Origin of the sequence: Pseudomonas sp. FSL R10-1350 (genome assembly GCF_009600525.1) — a bacterium.
Lineage (GTDB): Bacteria > Pseudomonadota > Gammaproteobacteria > Pseudomonadales > Pseudomonadaceae > Aquipseudomonas > Aquipseudomonas helleri.
In genome coordinates, this window is sequence record NZ_WIVR01000007.1 from 18,595 (window position 1) to 39,159 (window position 20,565).

Annotated in this window: 20 protein-coding genes; 16 read left to right on the top strand and 4 right to left on the bottom strand. The window is 57.6% G+C overall.

Going from position 1 to position 20,565, the window contains the following annotated elements; all coding sequences use genetic code 11:
• Nucleotides 1-183 precede the first annotated feature (183 nt).
• From accA to ispD, 7 genes are all read left to right on the top strand, one after another.
• Nucleotides 184-1,131, top strand: a complete 948-nt coding sequence (gene accA / locus GHO25_RS05335) for an acetyl-CoA carboxylase carboxyl transferase subunit alpha (RefSeq protein WP_048368083.1) — start codon at nucleotides 184-186, stop codon at nucleotides 1,129-1,131.
• A 259-nt stretch (nucleotides 1,132-1,390) separates the two neighbouring features.
• The gene (gene tilS, locus GHO25_RS05340) at nucleotides 1,391-2,707 is read left to right on the top strand and encodes a tRNA lysidine(34) synthetase TilS (RefSeq protein WP_153390087.1); all 1,317 of its coding nucleotides are present in this window, start codon (nucleotides 1,391-1,393) and stop codon (nucleotides 2,705-2,707) included.
• Between the two features lie 272 nt (nucleotides 2,708-2,979).
• Nucleotides 2,980-4,611 carry a CTP synthase gene (locus tag GHO25_RS05345; protein ID WP_048368080.1) on the top strand — a complete coding sequence of 544 codons (1,632 nt, stop codon included), beginning with the start codon at nucleotides 2,980-2,982 and terminating at the stop codon, nucleotides 4,609-4,611.
• Nucleotides 4,612-4,616: 5 nt separating this feature from the next.
• Nucleotides 4,617-5,462: a 3-deoxy-8-phosphooctulonate synthase gene (gene kdsA, locus GHO25_RS05350; protein WP_048368078.1), complete on the top strand. Its 846-nt coding sequence runs from the start codon at nucleotides 4,617-4,619 to the stop codon at nucleotides 5,460-5,462.
• A 154-nt stretch (nucleotides 5,463-5,616) separates the two neighbouring features.
• Nucleotides 5,617-6,906 carry a phosphopyruvate hydratase gene (gene eno, locus GHO25_RS05355; RefSeq protein ID WP_048368076.1) on the top strand — a complete coding sequence of 430 codons (1,290 nt, stop codon included), beginning with the start codon at nucleotides 5,617-5,619 and terminating at the stop codon, nucleotides 6,904-6,906.
• A gap of 169 nt (nucleotides 6,907-7,075) precedes the next feature.
• Nucleotides 7,076-7,354, top strand: coding sequence for a cell division protein FtsB (gene ftsB, locus GHO25_RS05360; protein WP_003440483.1), 279 nt, complete (start codon nucleotides 7,076-7,078; stop codon nucleotides 7,352-7,354).
• Entirely contained in the window at nucleotides 7,351-8,055 is a 705-nt protein-coding gene (gene ispD / locus GHO25_RS05365; protein ID WP_048368073.1) for a 2-C-methyl-D-erythritol 4-phosphate cytidylyltransferase, read from the top strand. Before ftsB ends, ispD begins: the two co-directional genes overlap by 4 nt.
• A gap of 82 nt (nucleotides 8,056-8,137) precedes the next feature.
• Here ispD and GHO25_RS05370 read toward each other — a convergent pair whose 3' ends face one another.
• The gene (locus tag GHO25_RS05370; RefSeq protein ID WP_178109995.1) at nucleotides 8,138-9,037 is read right to left on the bottom strand and encodes a LysR substrate-binding domain-containing protein; all 900 of its coding nucleotides are present in this window, start codon (nucleotides 9,035-9,037) and stop codon (nucleotides 8,138-8,140) included.
• A 108-nt stretch (nucleotides 9,038-9,145) separates the two neighbouring features.
• Here GHO25_RS05370 and GHO25_RS05375 point away from each other — a divergent pair, with 108 nt between their 5' ends.
• From GHO25_RS05375 to rpoS, 8 genes are all read left to right on the top strand, one after another.
• The gene (locus GHO25_RS05375) at nucleotides 9,146-10,258 is read left to right on the top strand and encodes an S-(hydroxymethyl)glutathione dehydrogenase/class III alcohol dehydrogenase (protein WP_048385541.1); all 1,113 of its coding nucleotides are present in this window, start codon (nucleotides 9,146-9,148) and stop codon (nucleotides 10,256-10,258) included.
• Nucleotides 10,259-10,412: 154 nt separating this feature from the next.
• The gene (gene fghA, locus GHO25_RS05380) at nucleotides 10,413-11,258 is read left to right on the top strand and encodes an S-formylglutathione hydrolase (protein ID WP_048368069.1); all 846 of its coding nucleotides are present in this window, start codon (nucleotides 10,413-10,415) and stop codon (nucleotides 11,256-11,258) included.
• 52 nt (nucleotides 11,259-11,310) lie between these two features.
• The gene (gene ispF / locus GHO25_RS05385; protein WP_048368067.1) at nucleotides 11,311-11,784 is read left to right on the top strand and encodes a 2-C-methyl-D-erythritol 2,4-cyclodiphosphate synthase; all 474 of its coding nucleotides are present in this window, start codon (nucleotides 11,311-11,313) and stop codon (nucleotides 11,782-11,784) included.
• On the top strand, nucleotides 11,781-12,839 hold the full coding sequence (truD, locus tag GHO25_RS05390) for a tRNA pseudouridine(13) synthase TruD (protein ID WP_153390088.1): 1,059 nt from the start codon (nucleotides 11,781-11,783) through the stop codon (nucleotides 12,837-12,839). Before ispF ends, truD begins: the two co-directional genes overlap by 4 nt.
• Complete coding sequence (gene surE / locus GHO25_RS05395; RefSeq protein ID WP_048385535.1) at nucleotides 12,827-13,576, top strand: 5'/3'-nucleotidase SurE; 750 nt, start codon at nucleotides 12,827-12,829, stop codon at nucleotides 13,574-13,576. Before truD ends, surE begins: the two co-directional genes overlap by 13 nt.
• Before the next feature lie 41 nt (nucleotides 13,577-13,617).
• A complete protein-coding gene (locus GHO25_RS05400) occupies nucleotides 13,618-14,253 on the top strand; it encodes a protein-L-isoaspartate(D-aspartate) O-methyltransferase (protein ID WP_178109999.1) in 636 nt (211 codons plus the stop codon).
• A 208-nt stretch (nucleotides 14,254-14,461) separates the two neighbouring features.
• Nucleotides 14,462-15,283: a peptidoglycan DD-metalloendopeptidase family protein gene (locus GHO25_RS05405; protein WP_048368462.1), complete on the top strand. Its 822-nt coding sequence runs from the start codon at nucleotides 14,462-14,464 to the stop codon at nucleotides 15,281-15,283.
• A gap of 189 nt (nucleotides 15,284-15,472) precedes the next feature.
• Nucleotides 15,473-16,396: an RNA polymerase sigma factor RpoS gene (rpoS, locus tag GHO25_RS05410; protein WP_372240924.1), complete on the top strand. Its 924-nt coding sequence runs from the start codon at nucleotides 15,473-15,475 to the stop codon at nucleotides 16,394-16,396.
• A 618-nt stretch (nucleotides 16,397-17,014) separates the two neighbouring features.
• Here the strand turns inward: rpoS and GHO25_RS05415 are convergent.
• Genes GHO25_RS05415 through GHO25_RS05425 form a run of 3 tightly spaced genes read right to left on the bottom strand, consistent with a single transcriptional unit; the run spans nucleotide 17,015 to nucleotide 19,565 of the window.
• A complete protein-coding gene (locus GHO25_RS05415; protein WP_153326210.1) occupies nucleotides 17,015-18,064 on the bottom strand; it encodes an alkene reductase in 1,050 nt (349 codons plus the stop codon).
• Between the two features lie 20 nt (nucleotides 18,065-18,084).
• Nucleotides 18,085-19,251, bottom strand: a complete 1,167-nt coding sequence (locus tag GHO25_RS05420) for an MFS transporter (protein ID WP_048368057.1) — start codon at nucleotides 19,249-19,251, stop codon at nucleotides 18,085-18,087.
• A gap of 11 nt (nucleotides 19,252-19,262) precedes the next feature.
• Nucleotides 19,263-19,565, bottom strand: coding sequence for a helix-turn-helix transcriptional regulator (locus GHO25_RS05425; protein ID WP_048368055.1), 303 nt, complete (start codon nucleotides 19,563-19,565; stop codon nucleotides 19,263-19,265).
• Nucleotides 19,566-19,734: 169 nt separating this feature from the next.
• Here GHO25_RS05425 and GHO25_RS05430 point away from each other — a divergent pair, with 169 nt between their 5' ends.
• A complete protein-coding gene (locus GHO25_RS05430) occupies nucleotides 19,735-20,322 on the top strand; it encodes an ACP phosphodiesterase (RefSeq protein ID WP_048385529.1) in 588 nt (195 codons plus the stop codon).
• The last annotated feature ends 243 nt before the right edge of the window (nucleotides 20,323-20,565 follow it).

A 20,565-nucleotide genomic window follows, 5' to 3' on the forward strand; every position in this document is an offset into this window, starting at 1 on the left:
GGTCAGGGGCGATACACGCGCCCTGACCTCGACCTGAATTTTTAATCTCGACCTGAGAGCGCCTCTCCCTTAAGGTAGGCGCGATACAGATCAACCGGCTGCCCCAGTCGGGTTGGATTCACCAGCAAATGCTGGGCTTCAAACCCGCTGGCATGCTTTGCCGCCGACCCAAGACGGATGCTTATGAACCCGAATTTTCTTGATTTCGAACAGCCGATTGCTGACCTGCAAGCCAAAATCGAAGAGTTGCGCTTGGTCGGTAATGACAACTCGCTGAACATCAGCGATGAAATCTCTCGCCTGCAAGACAAAAGCAAAACGCTGACTGAAGATATTTTCGGCAAGCTGACCAGCTGGCAAATTGCTCGTCTGGCCCGTCACCCGCGTCGTCCTTACACCCTGGACTACATCGATCACATCTTCACCGAGTTCGACGAGTTGCACGGCGACCGTCACTTCTCGGATGACGCCGCCATTGTGGGCGGTATTGCGCGTCTGGATGACCAGCCCGTGATGGTGATCGGTCACCAGAAAGGCCGCGAAGTGCGCGAGAAGGTTCGTCGTAACTTCGGTATGCCGCGTCCAGAAGGCTACCGCAAGGCGTGCCGCCTGATGGAAATGGCCGAGCGCTTCAAAATGCCGATCCTGACGTTCATCGACACACCGGGTGCTTACCCTGGGATCGACGCTGAAGAGCGTAACCAGAGCGAAGCGATTGCCTGGAACCTGCGGGTGATGGCTCGCCTGAAAACCCCGATCATCTCTACCGTTATCGGTGAAGGCGGTTCGGGCGGTGCATTGGCAATTGGTGTTTGCGACCAGTTGAACATGCTGCAGTACTCAACGTACGCGGTGATCTCGCCAGAAGGTTGCGCCTCGATTCTGTGGAAAACCGCCGAAAAAGCTCCGGACGCAGCAGAAGCCATGGGCATTACCGCTGAGCGCCTCAAAGGCCTGGGTATTGTCGACAAGATCATCACCGAGCCATTGGGCGGTGCCCACCGTGATCCGGCCGCAGCGTCTGCGACCATCCGTGGTGAGCTGCTGTCGCAATTGGACATGCTGAAAAAGCTGGACACCGAAACCTTGCTCAAGCGTCGTTATGACCGCCTGATGAGCTACGGTCTCTGATCAAAGCTTGCCCTCACCCCAACCCTCTCCCGGGGGGAGAGGGAGCTGATTAGCGGTGTTCTAGAGTTCGCATCCGGTCAGTCCCCCTCCCTCCGGGGGAGGCGCTGATTAGCGGTGCTCTAGAGTTCGCACCCGGTCAGTTCCCCTCCCTCCGGGGGAGGCGCTGATTAGCGGTGTTCTAGAGTTCGCATCCGGTCAGTCCCCTCTCCCTCCGGGAGAGGGCCAGGGTGAGGGGCTTTTGATCTGGACGGTGCTCGACATGCCCAACCTCTCAACGCAACTGCTTCAAGCCCTGACCCCCTGGCGCAACGCCAATGCCTGGCACGTCGCACTCTCTGGCGGCCTTGATTCAACCGTTCTGTTGCACCTGCTCGCCCATCTGCGTCAAACCCACTCGCTTCCTGCTCTGTGCGCCGTCCATGTGCATCATGGCTTGCAGGCGGCTGCTGATTCCTGGCCGGCGCATTGTCAGGTGCTGTGTGATTCGCTGGCTGTGCCGTTACAGGTGTTCCAGGTGCAGGTCCGCCCAGGCGCTAGCCTTGAGCGTGCTGCACGAGAAGCGCGCTATCAGGCTTTTGAAGCTGTCACCCAGGCGGGCGAAGTCTTGCTGACGGGCCAGCACCGTGATGATCAGGCAGAAACCGTGTTGTTTCGCCTGTTGCGCGGGGCAGGGGTGAGCGGGGTGGCGGCCATGCCCCGTGAGCGGGCGCTGGGGCAGGGCCATTTGTGTCGTCCCTTGCTGGATGTCTCTCGCGCCGAGCTGGAAGCCTACGCGCGCGCGCACGGCTTGAGCTGGGTCGAAGACCCTTCGAACACCCAAACCGATTTTTCGCGTAACTATCTGCGCCATGAAGTTTTTCCCACCCTGACCAAGCGCTGGCCGCAAGCTGCTGCGAGCTTGGCGCGCACTGCTGCCCATTGTGCCGAGGCGCAAGGCCTGCTCGACGAGTTGGCGCAACAGGATCTCGCCGCGGCAACCCCGCACACCGAGTTCTCCTGGCTTGGCCTGCCGTCCCTGGCGCTGGCACCGATTGCCGGGCTTTCAGCGGCCCGTCAACGCAACGCGTTGCGCCATTGGCTGGCCGGTTTCACTCAACTGCCGGACACCGATCATTGGGCCGGGTGGGAAACCCTGCGCGATGCCCGCGAAGATGCGCAACCAATCTGGACATTGGCCGAGGGCCAGTTACACCGGGCTGGCGGTCACCTCTGGTGGTTGAGCGGTGACTGGTTGCGTCAGCCTGTTGCGCCATTGGCGTGGGAGCAGACAGATTTACCATTGAGCCTGCCGGGTAATGGTCGGTTACGTTTGCTCGGCGAGATTCCCGCAGGTCCTTTGCACGTGAGCTATCGTCAAGGTGGTGAGGTGATGCAACTGGCGCAGCGCGGGCATCGGGATCTCAAACGTTTGCTCAACGAGCACGGTGTACCCGGCTTTGTGCGTGGCAGATTGCCGCTGTTGTACCGCAATGAGCAGTTATTGGTGGTGGCAAACCTTCAGGGACTGGCTTGCGATCCCTGTGGGCGTTGGCAATTGCAGTGGTTGCCAACTTCCAGCGATCAAGGTTTGAGCTGAAAGGGGCTTTCCGGTAGACTACGCTCCCTTCTTGATACAACTTCTGTAAATTCACCGGAATTGCAGATGTTGCCGATTACCAAGCAGTCTTTGCTGGGCGATTTTAAAAAAATGTGTGGCTTGTATCGAACCGTTGGTCTCCATCGGTCTGTTTCAACGCAGCAGTTTTTCGAAAGGTGCACTGTGACTAATGCTGGTGATTGGGGGCTTCGGCCTTCCTTCGCTCTCCCCGGCGGCTCTGACCGCTTTAACGCAGACTTCTAGGGTTTTTCATGACGCGCTACATCTTCGTCACGGGCGGTGTTGTTTCTTCATTGGGGAAAGGCATTGCCTCGGCTTCATTGGCAGCCATCCTGGAGGCGCGGGGACTTAAGGTCACCATGCTGAAGCTGGACCCCTACATCAACGTTGATCCGGGCACCATGAGCCCGTTCCAGCACGGTGAAGTGTTCGTCACTCATGACGGCGCCGAGACCGACCTGGACTTGGGCCACTACGAGCGGTTCATCCGCACGACCATGACCCAGAACAACAACTTCACCACGGGCCGCGTTTACGAACACGTCCTGCGCAAGGAGCGCCGTGGTGATTACCTGGGGGCGACCATCCAGGTGATTCCGCACATCACTGACGAAATCAAGCGTCGGATCATCAAGGGCGCCGGCGATGCCGACGTAGCGATGGTCGAGATTGGCGGCACTGTGGGTGACATTGAGTCCCAACCGTTCCTCGAGGCTATCCGTCAGCTGCGCATCGAAGTGGGCGCCAAGCGCGCCATGCTGATGCACCTGACTCTGGTTCCGTACATCGCCACTGCTGGCGAAACGAAAACCAAACCAACGCAACACTCGGTTAAAGAATTGCGCTCCATCGGCCTGCAGCCAGATGTTCTGATCTGCCGTTCCGATCACCACGTTGATGTGTCTTCGCGTCGCAAGATCGCGCTGTTCACCAACGTTGAAGAGCGTGCGGTCATTTCTCTGGAAGACGCCGACACCATCTACAAGATCCCGGGCATGCTGCACGCTCAGGGCCTGGATGATTTCGTCGTTGAGCGTTTTGGCTTGCAGTGCAACAGCGCCGACCTGTCCGAATGGGATAAAGTGGTCGACGCCAAGCTCAACCCTGAGCGCGAAGTCACTATCGCCATGGTTGGCAAGTACATGGAACTGCTGGACGCGTACAAGTCGCTGATCGAAGCGATGAGCCACGCCGGTATTTCCAACCGTACCAAGGTCAACCTGCGTTATATCGATTCCGAAGACATCGAAAACAAAGGCACTGAACTGCTCGAAGGCGCTGACGCCATTCTGGTTCCGGGCGGCTTCGGTCTGCGCGGCGTAGAAGGCAAGATCACCGCGGTTCAATATGCTCGTGAGAACAAGGTGCCTTACCTGGGTATCTGCCTGGGCATGCAAGTGGCCGTTATCGAGTTCGCACGTAACGTGCTGGGCTGGAAAGACGCTAACTCCACTGAGTTCGATCGCAGCAGCGGCCACCCGGTTGTGGGCTTGATCACTGAGTGGGAAGACGCCACCGGTGCAGTCGAAACCCGTACCGAAACCTCTGATCTGGGCGGCACCATGCGTCTGGGCGCGCAGGACTGCCAACTGGCAGCCGGCTCCAAGGTTCATGATTGCTATGCCAAGGACGTGATTGTTGAGCGTCATCGCCATCGCTATGAAGTGAACAACAACCTGCTGCCACAGCTGATCGAAGCGGGCCTGAAAGTGACCGGTCGTTCCGGTGACGGCGCGCTGGTAGAAGTGGTTGAAGCACCGGATCATCCTTGGTTCGTGGCGTGCCAGTTCCACCCGGAGTTCACCTCGACTCCTCGTGATGGTCACCCTCTGTTCAGCGGTTTCGTTAAAGCAGCATTGGCGCAACACGAGAAGAAGGCTTAATCAGCATGGCGCAAAAAATTATCCGCGTAGGCAATATCGACATTGCCAACGACAAGCCAATGGTCTTGTTCGGTGGCATGAACGTGCTGGAAAGCCGTGATATGGCCATGCAGGTGTGCGAAGAATACGTACGTGTTACCGAAAAGCTCGGTATCCCTTACGTCTTCAAGGCCAGTTTCGACAAGGCTAACCGTTCATCGATCAACTCTTACCGTGGCCCCGGCCTCGAAGAGGGCATGCGGATTTTTCAGGACATCAAGCAAGCGTTTGGTGTGCCGGTGATCACCGACGTCCACGAGCCTGCGCAAGCAGCCGTGGTCGCCGAGGTCTGCGACATCATCCAGTTGCCGGCTTTCCTGTCGCGCCAGACTGATCTGGTTGTGGCCATGGCCAAGACCGGTGCCGTGATCAACATCAAAAAAGCCCAATTCCTTGCTCCTCAGGAAATGAAACACATCCTGAGCAAGTGCGAAGAAGCGGGCAACGATCAGTTGATCCTCTGTGAGCGTGGCTCAAGCTTTGGCTACAACAACCTTGTGGTCGACATGCTGGGCTTCGGCATCATGAAGCAATTTGAATACCCGGTCTTTTTCGACGTGACCCACGCGCTGCAAATGCCCGGTGGTCGCTCCGATTCTGCCGGTGGTCGTCGTGCCCAGGTTACCGACCTCGCCAAGGCTGGCATCAGCCAGGGCCTGGCCGGTCTGTTCCTTGAGGCGCACCCGGATCCTGACAATGCCAAATGCGATGGCCCTTGCGCCTTGCGTCTGGACAAGCTTGAGCCCTTCCTGGCTCAACTGAAGTCGCTGGATGAGTTGGTTAAAAGTTTTCCGACAATAGAAACGGCCTGATCCGCTTTTCTCCGGTAAAGTACCGCACGATTTCTCGGGCTCTTGTGGCCCGAGCTTTATCGTCCGCAAGGCTGCCCGTTTTTCGATCCTTGCCGGCGATAACCAGATTTCCCTCAGCTGCGTCGTTTTCGTCAACTTTGGAGTGCTTACAACAATGGCAAAAATCGTCGACATCAAAGGTCGTGAAGTTCTCGACTCCCGTGGCAATCCCACTGTGGAAGCCGACGTGCTTCTCGACAACGGCATCATCGGCAGTGCTTGCGCGCCTTCCGGTGCTTCCACTGGCTCGCGCGAAGCGTTGGAGCTGCGTGATGGCGACAAGAGCCGTTATCTGGGCAAAGGCGTGCTGAAAGCGGTTGCCAACATCAACGGCCCGATTCGCGACCTGCTGCTGGGTAAAGACCCAGTTGATCAAAAAGCGCTGGACCACGCGATGATCGCGCTGGACGGCACTGAAAACAAAGGCTCGCTGGGCGCTAACGCAATCCTGGCGGTGTCTCTGGCAGCAGCCAAGGCTGCAGCTCAGGACCAGGACCTGCCGCTGTACGCGCACATCGCCAACCTGAACGGCACGCCGGGTGTTTACTCGATGCCGGTCCCGATGATGAACATCATCAACGGTGGCGAACACGCTGATAACAACGTCGATATCCAGGAGTTCATGGTTCAGCCAGTTGGCGCCAAGACCTTCTCCGACGCACTGCGCATGGGCACCGAAATCTTCCATCACCTCAAAGCTGTGCTCAAAGCCCGTGGCCTGAACACCGCAGTGGGCGACGAAGGTGGTTTCGCACCTAACCTGGCGTCCAACGAAGATGCACTGAAAGTGATCTCCGAAGCGATCGCCAACGCCGGTTACACCCTGGGCACTGATGTGACCCTGGCACTGGACTGCGCGGCCAGCGAATTCTACGAAGACGGCAAATACAACCTGTCCGGCGAAGGTCAGGTGTTCAGCTCCGAAGGTTTCGCCGAGTACCTCAAAGGTCTGACTCAGCGCTACCCGATCATCTCCATCGAAGACGGTCTGGACGAGTCTGACTGGGATGGCTGGAAAATCCTGACCGACAAAATCGGTGAGAAAGTTCAGCTGGTAGGTGACGACCTGTTCGTGACCAACACCAAGATCCTGAAAGAGGGCATCGATAAAAACATCGCCAACTCGATCCTGATCAAGTTCAACCAGATCGGCACCCTGACCGAAACCCTGGAAGCCATCCAGATGGCCAAGGCCGCGGGTTACACCGCTGTGATCTCGCACCGTTCCGGTGAAACCGAAGATTCCACCATTGCCGACCTGGCCGTGGGCACCTCGGCTGGCCAGATCAAAACCGGTTCCCTGTGCCGTTCGGACCGCGTTTCCAAGTACAACCAATTGCTGCGTATCGAAGAGCAATTGGGTGCTAAAGCCAAGTACAACGGTCGTGGCGAGTTCCGCGGCTAAGCAGTTGGTGGTAAAAAGACAACAGGTTGCGTCAGAAAACTCGCCATCGTGGGTGTTTTGACACTAACCTGATGCTTATCAAGTACAAGCCTGGTTCTTCCAGGCTTTGTACTGTTGGTTGTTTACGTTTGTCGGCATGGCTGTCTTTTCACTGGATACCTGATATTCGATGCGCAGTCCCAATTGGTTGTTCCTCATTTTGCTCTTGCTTCTGGCTGGCCTGCAGTATCGCCTGTGGGTGGGGAATGGGAGTTTGGCGCAGGTGACAGATCTGACGCAGCAAATTGCTGATCAGCATGCTGAAAACGAAGTGCTATTGGAGCGTAACCGCGTGCTGGATGCGGAAGTCCTCGAGTTGAAAAAAGGCATGGAGACCGTTGAAGAACGGGCCCGCCATGAATTGGGAATGGTTAAAGAGGGCGAAACCCTCTACCAGTTGGCCCAATGAGAATCGCCTCACCGGCCTTTTGGGCCGTGATTCCTGCCGCGGGCGTGGGTGCCCGTATGGCCGCAGACCGTCCCAAGCAATATTTGCAGTTGGGCGGGCGCAGTATTCTTGAACACAGCCTTGGCTGTTTCCTTGATCACCCTGGCCTTAAAGGTTTGGTGGTCAGTCTGGCGTTTGATGATCCGTTCTGGCCCTCTTTGCGATGTGCTGCCGACCCGCGTATTGCCCGGGTTGACGGTGGCCGCGAGCGTGCCGATTCGGTGTTGAACGCCTTGTTGTACCTGCATGCGCAGGGCGCCAGTGATGATGACTGGGTGCTGGTACACGATGCCGCGCGACCTAATTTGTCACGCGAAGACCTCGACAAGCTGCTCTACGAGCTGGCAGATGATCCGGTCGGTGGTTTGCTGGCGGTTCCGGCGCGGGACACGCTCAAGCGCGTGGACAAAAATGGCCGGGCGGTCGAAACCGTCGACCGCAGCTTGATCTGGCAGGCCTACACGCCGCAGATGTTTCGGTTGGGTGCGCTGCACCGCGCCTTGGCTGACAGCCTGGTGTCGGATGCGACCATTACCGACGAGTCCTCGGCAATGGAATGGGCGGGGCAGGCGCCACGCCTGATCGAAGGCCGTTCAGACAACATCAAAGTCACCCGCCCCGAAGACCTTGAATGGCTGCGGCTGCGCTGGGCTAACCGCTGATCCTCACTGTAGGAGCGAGCTTGCCTCGCGATCTTTTGATCTTTTAAAAGATCGCGAGGCAAGCTCGCTCCTACACAGGTTTCTATGATCCCGAATACTCCTCCCGCTTGGCCAAGCCTGCCTTCAGGTAATCCACCAGCTTTCTGACTTTGGGCGACAAGTGCCGTTGTTGTGGGTACAGCGCCCACACCGCGGTATTGGGTGGCTGGTGCGCATCGAGCAACGACACCAGCGCCCCGGTCTTCAAATGCTCCAGCACGTAGTAGTCCGGTAGCTGACACAAGCCAACCCCCAATAACGCCGCGTCCAATACCGCTTGCCCACTGTTGCAGCGCCAATTGCCTTGCACCCGCTGCGAGAATTCTCGCCCATCCTGCTCCAGTTGCCAGATGTCTGAGCTGCCAATCAGGCAGTTGTGGCGGCTCAATTCCGACAAACTATGGGGCCGCCCGTATCGCTCCAGATACGACGGCGACGCGCACACGTACATGCGTCTGGGGGCCAGGCGGGCTGCGACCAGGCTTGAGTCATGCAGTCGGCCCAGCCGGATCGCCAGGTCGAGACTTTCGTGTACGAGGTCCAGTGGCCGGTTGGTCAGTTCAATGTCGACCCGCAATTGTGGGTATAAACCCATAAAACGCGTCACCAAGGGCACGATAAAACGTTCGCCATAGGCTACGGCACAGGTCATGCGCAGCATGCCTTTGGGCTCGCTGGTCAGGTCACCGATGGCACGCAGTGCTTCTTCGCGGCCATCTTGCAGGCGCTGGCAGTGCTGCAAAAAGGTTTGCCCGGCTTCGGTCAGCGTGACCTTTCGGGTACTGCGGTAGAACAGACGGGTCTGCAAGCGTTCTTCAAGGCGCGCCACCTGGCGGCTGATGTGCGAAGACGATACGCCCAAGCGCTCTGCCGCCGCCGTGAATTGGCCACACTCAGCCACCGCGACAAATTCGTCTATACCTTCCCAACGGTTTTCGTTCACGGTTGATTATCCCTGTAGAGCAATAATGTTTTGCTTTTGCCTGGATTATTAATCACTCAGAGCTGATTTACACTCGGCACCTTGTTTTTACTTTGCTGGAGACGATGGATGATCAAGTCACGTGCTGCCGTAGCGTTCGAGGCCAAAAAGCCACTGGAAATCGTAGAAGTGGATGTCGCCATGCCCAAGGCTGGCGAAGTGCTGCTGCGGGTTGTAGCGTCGGGCGTTTGCCACACCGATGCCTACACCTTGTCGGGCGCGGACCCGGAAGGCATCTTCCCGTCGATCCTGGGCCACGAAGGCGGCGCCATCGTAGAAGCCATCGGTGAGGGCGTGACATCGGTGGCCGTTGGCGACCACGTGATCCCGTTGTACACCCCGGAATGCCGCCAATGTAAATTCTGCCTGTCGGGCAAGACCAACCTCTGTCAGGCCATTCGTTCGACTCAAGGCAAAGGCTTGATGCCCGACGGCACCACGCGTTTCTCCTACAAAGGCGAGCCGATTTTCCATTACATGGGCACGTCGACGTTCTCGGAGTACACCGTACTCCCGGAAATTTCCGTCGCCAAAATTCAAAAAGACGCACCGCTGGAGAAAGTCTGCCTGCTGGGTTGCGGCGTCACCACCGGGATTGGCGCAGTGCTCAACACCGCCAAGGTCAAGCCGGGCGACACCGTGGCGATCTTTGGCTTGGGCGGCATCGGCCTGTCAGCAGTGATTGGCGCAGTCAAAGCCAAGGCCTCGCGGATCATTGCCATCGACATTAACCCAGCCAAGTTTGAGATTGCCAAACAGCTGGGCGCGACGGACTGCGTTAATCCGAAAGATTTTGATCGCCCGATCCAGGAAGTGATCGTCGACATGACCGACGGCGGCGTTGATTTCTCCTTTGAGTGCATCGGCAATGTGCAACTGATGCGTGCGGCGCTGGAATGCTGCCACAAAGGCTGGGGCGAGTCGGTGATCATCGGCGTTGCCGGTGCCGGCCAGGAAATCTCGACCCGTCCATTCCAGTTGGTGACAGGCCGCGTATGGCGTGGTTCGGCGTTCGGTGGCGTGCGCGGTCGTACCGAGCTGCCAAGCTATGTCGACATGGCGCAGACCGGCGAAATCCCGCTGGACACGTTCATCACCCACACCATGGGCCTGGAAGACATCAACAAGGCATTCGACCTGATGCACGAAGGCAAAAGCATTCGTACTGTTATTAAATTCTGACGAATAGCTACAAGCCGGGGTAAGCCCAATCACTGACGCTGTAGGAGCGAGCTTGCCTCGCGATCTTTTTAACGATCAAAAGATCGCGAGGCAAGCTCGCTCCTACAGTGGGCCTATCATGCGGTTTGCAGCTAAAAGCCTGGAGCTGCTCCTAATGCCCTTAACAAATATTTCCTGCCAGAAAAGCTTTGGCGGCTGGCACAAGCGTTACCAGCATCGCTCTGAAGTCCTGGGCTGCAACATGGTGTTTGCCGTGTATTTGCCACCTCAGGCCGAGCAGGGCGTCAAGCTGCCGGTGCTGTACTGGTTGTCGGGGCTGACCTGCACCGATGAGAACTTCATGCACAAGGCTGGCGCCATGAAACTGGCCGCCGAGTTAGGCCTGATTATTGTTTGCCCGGACACCAGCCCGCGTGGCGAAGGTGTGCCGGATGATCCGGAAGGTGCGTGGGATTTCGGCCTGGGGGCGGGCTTTTATGTCAACGCCACCCAGCAACCTTGGGCCCAGCATTACCGGATGCATGATTATGTGGTGCAGGAATTGCCTGCATTGGTTGAGGCTCATTTCCCTGCGTCGCAACAACGCGGCATCAGCGGGCATTCGATGGGCGGTCACGGGGCTCTGGTGTGTGCCTTGCGCAACCCGGGGCGCTATCAATCGGTGTCGGCGTTTGCGCCGATCAGCAATCCGATGGATTGCCCTTGGGGGCAGAAGGCGTTTACCCATTACCTGGGTGAAGAGCGTGCGCGCTGGCGCGAGTGGGATGCCTGTGTGTTGATCAGCGAGGCCACTGAAAAGCTGCCGTTGCTGGTAGACCAAGGTGATCGGGATGACTTTTTGGCTGTCCAGCTCAAGCCTGAAGCGCTGCAACAAGCAGCCAAACTGGCGGACCATCCGCTGACTTTGCGTCTGCAGCCGGGCTACGACCACAGCTATTTCTTTATCGCCAGCTTCATTGACGACCACTTGCGGCATCACGCGCGTGCACTAAGCGCCTAATGTTGAGCAAAGTAGGTAGAATCACGCCCTGACTTAATCGGGGCGTTTTTTTATGCGTATTGGCCACGGCTATGATGTGCACTGTTTTGCTGAAGGCGATTTTATAACCCTGGGCGGCGTGCGTATTGCTCATAAATTCGGGCTCTTGGCCCACTCTGATGGCGACGTGCTGCTGCACGCGCTCAGCGATGCATTGCTGGGGGCGGCGGCGCTGGGCGATATCGGCAAGCATTTTCCGGACACCGACCCGCAATTCAAGGGCGCGGACAGCCGTGTCCTGTTGCGCCATATCGTCGGATTGATCCATGCCAAAGGCTGGAAAGTCGGTAATGTCGATAACACCATCATTGCTCAGGCGCCAAAAATGGCACCGCACATTGAAACGATGCGTGCGCTGATTGCAGCGGATCTTGAGGTTGATTTGGACCAGGTAAACGTAAAAGCCACTACCACTGAAAAACTCGGCTTCGTGGGCCGTGAAGAAGGCATCGCGGTGCATTCCATCGCTTTGTTGGTTCGCGCATGAACGAGTTTGATCTGCTGGGGCCGACAGCTCACGGCGTGCCGTTGGGCACCGCAGTGCTAAAAGCCACGGCTGAAGATTTTCAGGTCGATGAAGTGCTGGATATCCCGCTGTCCGGGGATGGCGAGCACCTGTGGTTGTGGGTAGAAAAGCGTGGTCTGAATACCGAAGAAGCGGCGCGGCGCATTGCCAAGGCCGCAGGCGTGCCTTTGCGCACGGTGAGCTACGCCGGTCTGAAGGACCGTCAGGCGCTGACCCGCCAATGGTTCAGTGTGCAGTTGCCGGGCAAGGCGGACCCTGACCTGTCAGGTGCTGAAAACGACACGCTGAAGATCCTCAAGACCTCGCGGCACAAACGTAAACTGCAACGCGGTGCCCACGCGGCAAACGGTTTCACGTTGCGCCTGACACAACTGAACGCCGACAAAGACGCCTTGCAGCAACGTCTGGAATTGATCACCCGTGAGGGTGTACCGAATTATTTCGGCACCCAGCGTTTTGGCTGGGAAGGCGGCAATCTGGGCGAGGCGCGGGACTACGCGGCGCGCAAAGCCTTGCCGGAGCAGCGCAATGTCCGTTCGCGGCTACTCTCTACCGCACGCAGCTATCTGTTCAATCAGGTGCTGGCTGCCCGCGTCGCCGATGGCAACTGGCAGCGTGCGCAGGTAGGGGATCTGCTGGCCTTCACCGACAGTCGGAGCTTTTTCCCGGCGGGCGAAGCGGAGTGCAACGACCCGAGATTGGCTATCCTTGATCTGCACCCGACCGGCCCGCAGTGGGGCGAAGGTGATTCACCGACCACAGGTGCGACCCAGGTGCTGGAGCAAGCCATTGCCGAGCGTGAAGCCGATTTGCGTGACTGGCTGGTTCGCGCTGGCATGAGCCACGAGCGACGTATTCTGCGGCTGCCCATTGGCCGACTGACGTGGCATTATCCGCAACCAGATATTCTGCAACTGGAATTTGTACTGCCGGCCGGATGCTTCGCCACTGTTCTGGTGCGCGAACTTGTTGATCTGGTGTCTTTGGGGCAAACGGACAGCCTATGCGTATTCTGATTTCAAACGATGATGGGGTCAGCGCCCCGGGGATAGCTGCGCTTTATGACGCCTTGGCGGATTATTGCGAGTGCGTGGTGATTGCCCCCGATCAAGACAAAAGTGGCGCGAGCAGCTCGCTGACGCTCGACCGCCCGTTGCATCCGCATACCCTGACCAATGGCTTTATCAGCATCAACGGGACGCCGACCGACTGCGTGCACCTGGGCCTCAATGGCCTGCTGGAGCAGCAGCCGGACATGGTGGTATCGGGGATCAATCTGGGTGCCAACCTGGGTGATGACGTGTTGTATTCGGGCACCGTGGCAGCAGCCCTTGAAGGGCGCTTTCTGGAGCGTCCTTCGTTTGCGTTCTCGCTGGTCTCGCGCCAGGTCGACAACCTGCCGACGGCGGCCTATTTCGCGCGCAAGCTGGTGGATGCACATCACCTGCTTGAGCTGCCACCGCGCACCGTGCTGAACGTCAACATTCCCAATTTGCCGCTGGACAAGATCCGCGGTATCCAGCTCACCCGCCTGGGCCATCGCGCCCGTGCAGCGGCGCCGGTTCGCATGGTCGATCCGCGTGGCAAGGCGGGTTACTGGATTGCCGCCGCGGGCAACGCGGAAGACGGCGGCCCCGGCACGGACTTCCACGCCGTGATGCAGGGTTATGTGTCGATTACCCCGTTACAACTGGATCGCACCTTTGGTGATGCCTTCAAAAGCCTCGATGGCTGGCTGGAGGGGTTGGGCTGATGGGGCGTGAGCAGGATGGCCTGATGCATCGCGGCATTGGCATGACCTCGGAGCGGACACGTGAGCGGCTGATTCAGCGCCTGCGTGAAGAGGGCATCGTTAACCAGAAAGTGCTTGAGGTCATTCGGCGCACACCTCGTCACCTGTTTGTTGATGAAGCCCTGGCCCACCGTGCCTACGAAGACACGGCGCTGCCGATTGGCAACAACCAGACCATCTCCCAGCCGTATATGGTGGCGCGCATGAGCGAGCTGCTGCTCGAAGACGGCCCGCTGGACAAAGTCATGGAGATCGGCACCGGTTCGGGTTACCAGACAGCGGTGTTGTCGCAGTTGGTTGAGCGGATTTTCTCGGTCGAACGCATCAAGGTGCTGCAGGATCGCGCCAAAGAACGTTTGCTTGAGCTTAACTTGCGTAACGTGGTCTTTCGCTGGGGCGATGGTTGGGAAGGGTGGCCGGCGCTTGCACCTTACAACGGCATTATCGTCACCGCCGTGGCCACGGATGTACCGCAAGCCTTGCTCGACCAACTGGCTCCGGGCGGGCGCCTGGTGATCCCGGTCGGTGCCGGTGACGTTCAGCAACTGATGCTGATCGTGCGTGAAGCGCACGGTTTTGCCAGGCGCGTAATCGGCAATGTGCGGTTTGTACCGCTGCTTAATGGGCCGCTGGCCTGATTCTTTAGCGCTGCCCGGCTGAATTATCAAGCCGGGTACGGGTCATACAGCGCAGTGGTCAGGCCCGTCCGGTGCCTGTTTAGGGTTTAAACAATACGTTTATGAATGGGCTTTGCCGTCTGCAAAGCTGTACAGCCAGTTATACTTGCGCCCAATGAGGGCCGCGACTGGCGTTCTAATTTTTAGCCATCTTCAAAGGGAGCGGCGGGTGAGTCTCACAGTCATTACGCAGCGTATGGGGACCATAAGCTATCAGAGAGTAGTGGCGGGTCTGGTGTTAAGTGTCTCCCTGGCGATGTTGGCGGCGTGTTCCAGCGCGTCCAAAAGCGGTACAAGTGGCGTTAACGGTGTGGCTCAGCGCCCGGCTGTGACCACCGGTCAGTATGTGGTCAAGCGTGGCGATACGTTGTTCTCGATTGCCTTTCGCTACGGTTGGGACTGGAAAGCGCTGGCGGCAAAAAACAACATTGCGGCCCCGTATACGATCGTTCCGGGGCAATCAATTCGTTTCGATGGACGTGCAGGAACTGTCCCTTCAGGGGGCACGACAACCACCGTGGTTTCGTCTTCATCAGGCAGTAAAACCACCGTCACCAAGCGCCCGGTCGCCACGACGGCGACACCGGTCAACACGCAGCCTTTGCCTGCAGGCCCTGCACCTAAAGGCTGGGGATGGCCCGCTGACGGGATTTTGATCGGGAAATTTTCTTCAAACGGTAGTTTGAATAAAGGTATTGATATTGCCGGAGATTTGGGACAGCCTGTTTTGGCTGCGTCTGATGGCTCAGTTGTATACGCTGGCAGTGGATTGAGGGGCTACGGCGAACTGGTCATCATCAAACACAGTGACACCTATGTTAGTGCCTACGGCCACAACCGCAGGCTTTTGGTACGGGAGGGGCAGCAGGTCAAGGTCGGGCAGAAAATTGCCGAAATGGGGTCAACTGGTACAGACCGGGTGAAACTTCACTTTGAAATTCGCCGCCAGGGTAAACCTGTAGATCCATTGCAATTCCTTCCACGCCGTTGATCAGTTACCAGCCTGTTCCTGATGTAGATGAAAGGAACAGGCTCCAGCGTTGCCAAGGATAAAGGCGATGCTTGAGCTTGAGGTCGAACTCACCAAAGGACTATTACAATGGCTCTCAGCAAAGAAGCGCCGGGGTTTGACATCGACGATGAGGTGCTCCTTATGGGCTCCAGCATCGATTGTGACTTGATGTCAGAAGAAAACGACTCAACCCCTACAGCTCGCACCAAGTCGAAAAAAGCAGCTGCCTCAAAGCAGCACAAGTACATTGATTACACCCGGGCGCTCGATGCGACTCAGCTGTACCTCAATGAAATTGGCTTCTCCCCGTTGCTCTCACCAGCAGAAGAAGTCCATTTTGCGCGTTTATCGCAAAGTGGCGATCCCGCTGGGCGCAAACGCATGATTGAAAGTAACTTGCGACTGGTGGTGAAAATCGCCCGACGTTACGTCAATCGTGGGCTTTCACTGCTTGACCTGATCGAAGAGGGCAACCTGGGCCTGATTCGGGCAGTCGAGAAATTTGACCCGGAACGCGGGTTCCGCTTCTCGACCTACGCCACCTGGTGGATCCGTCAGACGATTGAACGGGCAATCATGAACCAGACCCGTACTATCCGTTTACCGATCCACGTTGTAAAAGAGCTCAATGTCTACCTGCGAGCTGCGCGCGAACTGACGCAAAAGCTCGATCACGAACCCTCCCCTGAAGAAATCGCCAATCTGCTCGAAAAACCCGTCTCGGAGGTCAAGCGCATGCTTGGGCTCAACGAACGTGTGTCTTCGGTAGACGTTTCTTTAGGCCCGGACTCCGATAAAACACTGCTTGATACCCTCACCGATGATCGCCCTACAGACCCTTGTGAGCTGCTGCAGGACGATGATTTGTCGCAGAGTATTGATGAGTGGCTATCCGAGCTCACCGACAAACAGCGCGAGGTGGTGATTCGCCGCTTCGGCTTGCGTGGGCATGAAAGCAGTACCCTTGAAGATGTCGGGCTGGAAATTGGCTTGACCCGTGAGCGTGTACGACAAATCCAGGTTGAAGGCCTCAAGCGACTGCGTGAGATTCTTGAACGTAATGGTTTGTCGAGCGAATCACTGTTTCAGTAAACGAAGTGTGCTGACTAAAACCCCGAGCTTTCGGGGTTTTTTTATGGGCTGACATTTTTTGCGCCAAGTCAATTCAGGCCTGTTCTTAAAAATGTGTGGGCTTGAAATGGGATGACACGTACGAAGTTGAGCTTTATCTGCGATCGGATGTAAGCCTTTACTTACGTTTTCTGTAAGCCAACGGCGAAAGACGTAGGAATGAATGACTTTTTCTTACTTGTTGAGTTTTATAACTCGTTGAAAGTAATAGGTTTTGTATTTTTTTAAGGCGCTGCTTTGTAATAAAAATCTATAACTGGTGCGCTTGCAGCAATTTTAGAAGGCTCTAGTATCTTAACTGTGTCGACGGATAGACACGGCGTTCAAGGAAGAACGTTAAGGACATTGCAGGATGCAATTCATCAGGATGATGAGAAGGAACAAAAGGGATTAGGGAAAAAATGTGGGCGGGTCAAACCGCCCCTTTTTTTTGCCCGTTAAAAAGTGCTCTGGCGCGCCACTTAAGCGTTTAAGCCGTTACCTGCATTTAAAACAAAACGCCCAGGGCTTGAATGGCCTTGGGCGTTTTTTTATGTGTTTAAAGACCGGCCACAAGCAGGCCGGTGTTTAAGCGCGGGCTTACAGCGTCGGGTAGTCAATGAAGCCGACAGGGCCTTTGGAGTAGAAGGTCTCTGGATGTGGCTCATTGAGCGGTGCATCGGCCTTCAAGCGGGCTGGCAGGTCAGGATTGGCAATAAAAGGCACGCCAAACGCAACAGCGTCGGCCTTGCCGGCAGCGATCAAGGCATTGGCGCTGTCTTTAGTGAAGCCTTCGTTGACGATGTAAGGGCCGCCAAACGCTTCTTTGAGCTGTGGGCCCAGGCTGTCTTCTGCTTCACGCTCACGGGCGCAGATAAACGCGATACCGCGCTTGCCCAGTTCTTTAGCCACATACCCGAAGGTTTCAGCCCGGTTGTCATCGCCCATGTCGTGCAGGTCTGCGCGAGGCGACAAGTGCATGCCAACGCGGCCAGCGCCCCAGACTTCGACTACCGCATCGGTGACTTCCAGCATCAGGCGGGCACGGTTTTCCAACGAACCACCGTATTGGTCGGTGCGCTGGTTGGTGCTGCTTTGCAGGAATTGATCGAGCAGGTAACCGTTGGCGCCATGGATCTCAACGCCGTCAAAACCTGCGGCTTTGGCGTTTTCGGCACCGGTACGGTAAGCCTCGACGATGTCGGCGATCTCAGCCGTTTCCAGAGCGCGTGGCACTTCGAAGTCTGCCTTTGGACGAACCAGGCTGACATGGCCTTTGGCGGCGATGGCGCTCGGTGCGACGGGGAGTTCACCGTTCAGATACAGCGAGTGGGAAATCCGCCCAACGTGCCACAGTTGCAGGAAAATGCGCCCACCGGCGGCATGGATGGCCTTGGTGACGTTGGTCCAGCCGCGAACCTGTTCGTCGGACCAGATACCGGGGGTGTCCGGGTAGCCAACACCCAGCGGGGTAACCGAAGTGGCTTCGCTGAGTATCAAGCCTGCTGAAGCGCGCTGTACGTAGTACTCCGCGATCAGAGCGCCTGGCACACGGCCTTCTTCGGCACGGCAGCGGGTCAGCGGCGCCATGATGATGCGGTTAGGCAGCTCAAGGTCGCCCAGCTTGATCGGATCAAAAATCGTGGTCATTAATGCAGCCCTCTCAAGGATCAGTGTGTGGCAGAGGCCAGTTCGGGGTTACCGTTCTGGCGAAAAGTAATCAGGGTGACCAGCAGCGCCAGTATCGCCAGCGCTGCGGCGGCCAGCGGTACGCTGGTGAGGCCGAAGCCGTGGGCAATCACGCTGCCGCCTACCCAGGCGCCCAGGGCGTTGCCGACGTTAAAGGCGCCAATATTCAGGGTCGACACCAGGTTGGGAGCGGCTTTGCCGAAGGTCACCACGTTGACTTGCAAGGCGGGCACCGCGGCAAATGAAGCGGTGGCCCACAAGAACAGGGTGATCTCGGTTGGAATCAGGGCCACGCTGGTCCAGGTCAATACGGTCGAGACCACGGCCATTGCGATAAACACGCCGATCAACGTCGCGCCCAAGCGCTTGTCCGCCAGCTTGCCGCCAATAATGTTGCCGACAGTCAGGCCCAGGCCGATCAGCAGCAGGGTCCAGGTCACGCCGGTAGGCGATACGCCTGTCACGTCACCGAGCAGCGGCGCGACGTAGGTGAAGAGGGTGAACATGGAGGCCGAAAACAATGCCGTCATGCTCAACGACAGCCAGATCCCGGCGCCTTTGAGGGCGGCCAGCTCGGCGCGCATGTCGAGTTTTTCTTCGTCGCGCTTGGTGGGCAAAAAGCGGATCAAGCCGATCAACGCCACCACACCAATCACCGTCACGGCAAAAAATGTCGAGCGCCATCCTGCAACCTGGCCCAAGGCGGTGCCCAGCGGTACACCCAAGACGTTTGCCAGGGTCAGGCCGGTAAACATCAGTGCGACCGCAGAAGCGCGCTTGTTGGCAGGCACCAGGCCGGCAGCCACCACCGAGCCGATACCGAAGAACGCGCCATGGCACAGGGCGGTAATCACGCGGGCCAGCATCAGCACCTCGTAATCACTGGCCAGGGCGCAAAGCAGATTGCCAACAATAAAGATGCCCATCAACGCCACTAGCGCGGCCTTGCGCGGCAACTTGGCGGTGGCCAGCGCCATAAACGGCGCGCCAATGGCCACGCCCAGGGCATAGCCCGTTACCAGCCAGCCAGCGCCCGGAATGGAAACCCCCAGGTCGGCTGCGACATCGGGCAGCAAGCCCATGATCACAAACTCGGTGGTCCCGATGGCGAAGGCGCTAAGCGCCAGGATAAGTAGCGAGAGAGGCATGGAATTCCTTGTTAAAGCTCTTGGCTCAGTGTTGCGAGGAAGGCCTGAATGGTTTCCTCATTGCGTTTAAAAAAGTGCCACTGGCCGACTTTTTGGCTGCTGATCAAGCCAGCGCGCTGCAAAGTGGCGAGGTGGGCGGAAACAGTGGATTGCGACAACCCGAAGCGTTGGTCGAACTGGCCTGCGCACACACCGTGCTCAGTGCTGTGATGCTGGTCAGGAAACTCGACCTGCGGGTCTTTAAGCAGGCGAATGATTTCTCGGCGTACTGGGTGTGCCAGCGCTTTTATTATTTCGTCGAGGTCGATCGGCATAGTGGCAGTGCTCATGAGGTGTAGCGTTATATCGCGATGAGGCGAACTTTAAATCGGAATATCGCGATATACAAATATGTATTTGATCTGACGTCAGCTCAAATCGGTATATCGAGTTATAACGATATGTTTTGGTCGTGCGTAATAGCGCGGTGCTAAACTGCGCGGCATGAATTATCTCGCACATCTGCACCTTGGCGGCCAGCGGCCAGAAGAATTGCTCGGCAGTCTCTATGGCGACTTCGTGAAAGGGCGCCTGCAGGGCCAATACAGCCCGGCGATAGAGTCGGCGATCCAGTTGCACCGCAGCATCGACGTCTTCACCGACGCGCACCCGTTGGTTGATCAGTCGTTGTCGCGTTTCACCCAGACCCGGCGGCGCTATGCCGGCATTGTACTGGACGTTTTCTTCGACCATTGCCTGGCGCGGGATTGGGCGCAATACGCCGAAGGGCCGCTTGAGCGCTTCACCTCAACGTTCTATGCGCTGCTGGTTGCGCAACCCCAGTTGCCCAAGCGTCTGGCCAGCATCGCCCCGCACATGGCTGCGCACGACTGGTTGGGGTCCTATCGAGACTTTGGCGTGCTGGAGCAAGTGTTCAATGGCATCGCCCGGCGTCTTTCGCACCCACAAGAACTGAGCGGCGCCATGCGCGACTTGCATGCCTTGTATGAGCCGCTGAGTGAAGACTTCAGCGCCTTCTACCCGCAACTGCAGGCGTTTGCTGCCCGCGAAAAACTCAGCCAGACGCCATAAAACCTGTAGTAGCGAGCTTGCTCGCGATCTTTTGATCTCGGCCCTTTTTACGGCCGCTGCGCGCCCGGACGTAGCCTCGCAAAGCTCGTCAACTGCTACAGGGGGGCGCAATACACCTGTAGGAGCGAGCTTGTCTCGCGATCTTTTGATCTTTCGCAGCCTTCGTGCCTCGTCAGCGACTACAGGCGGGCGCGGTAAAAGCGTAGGAGCCGCCGCAGGCTGCGATCTACGGCCGCTGCGCGC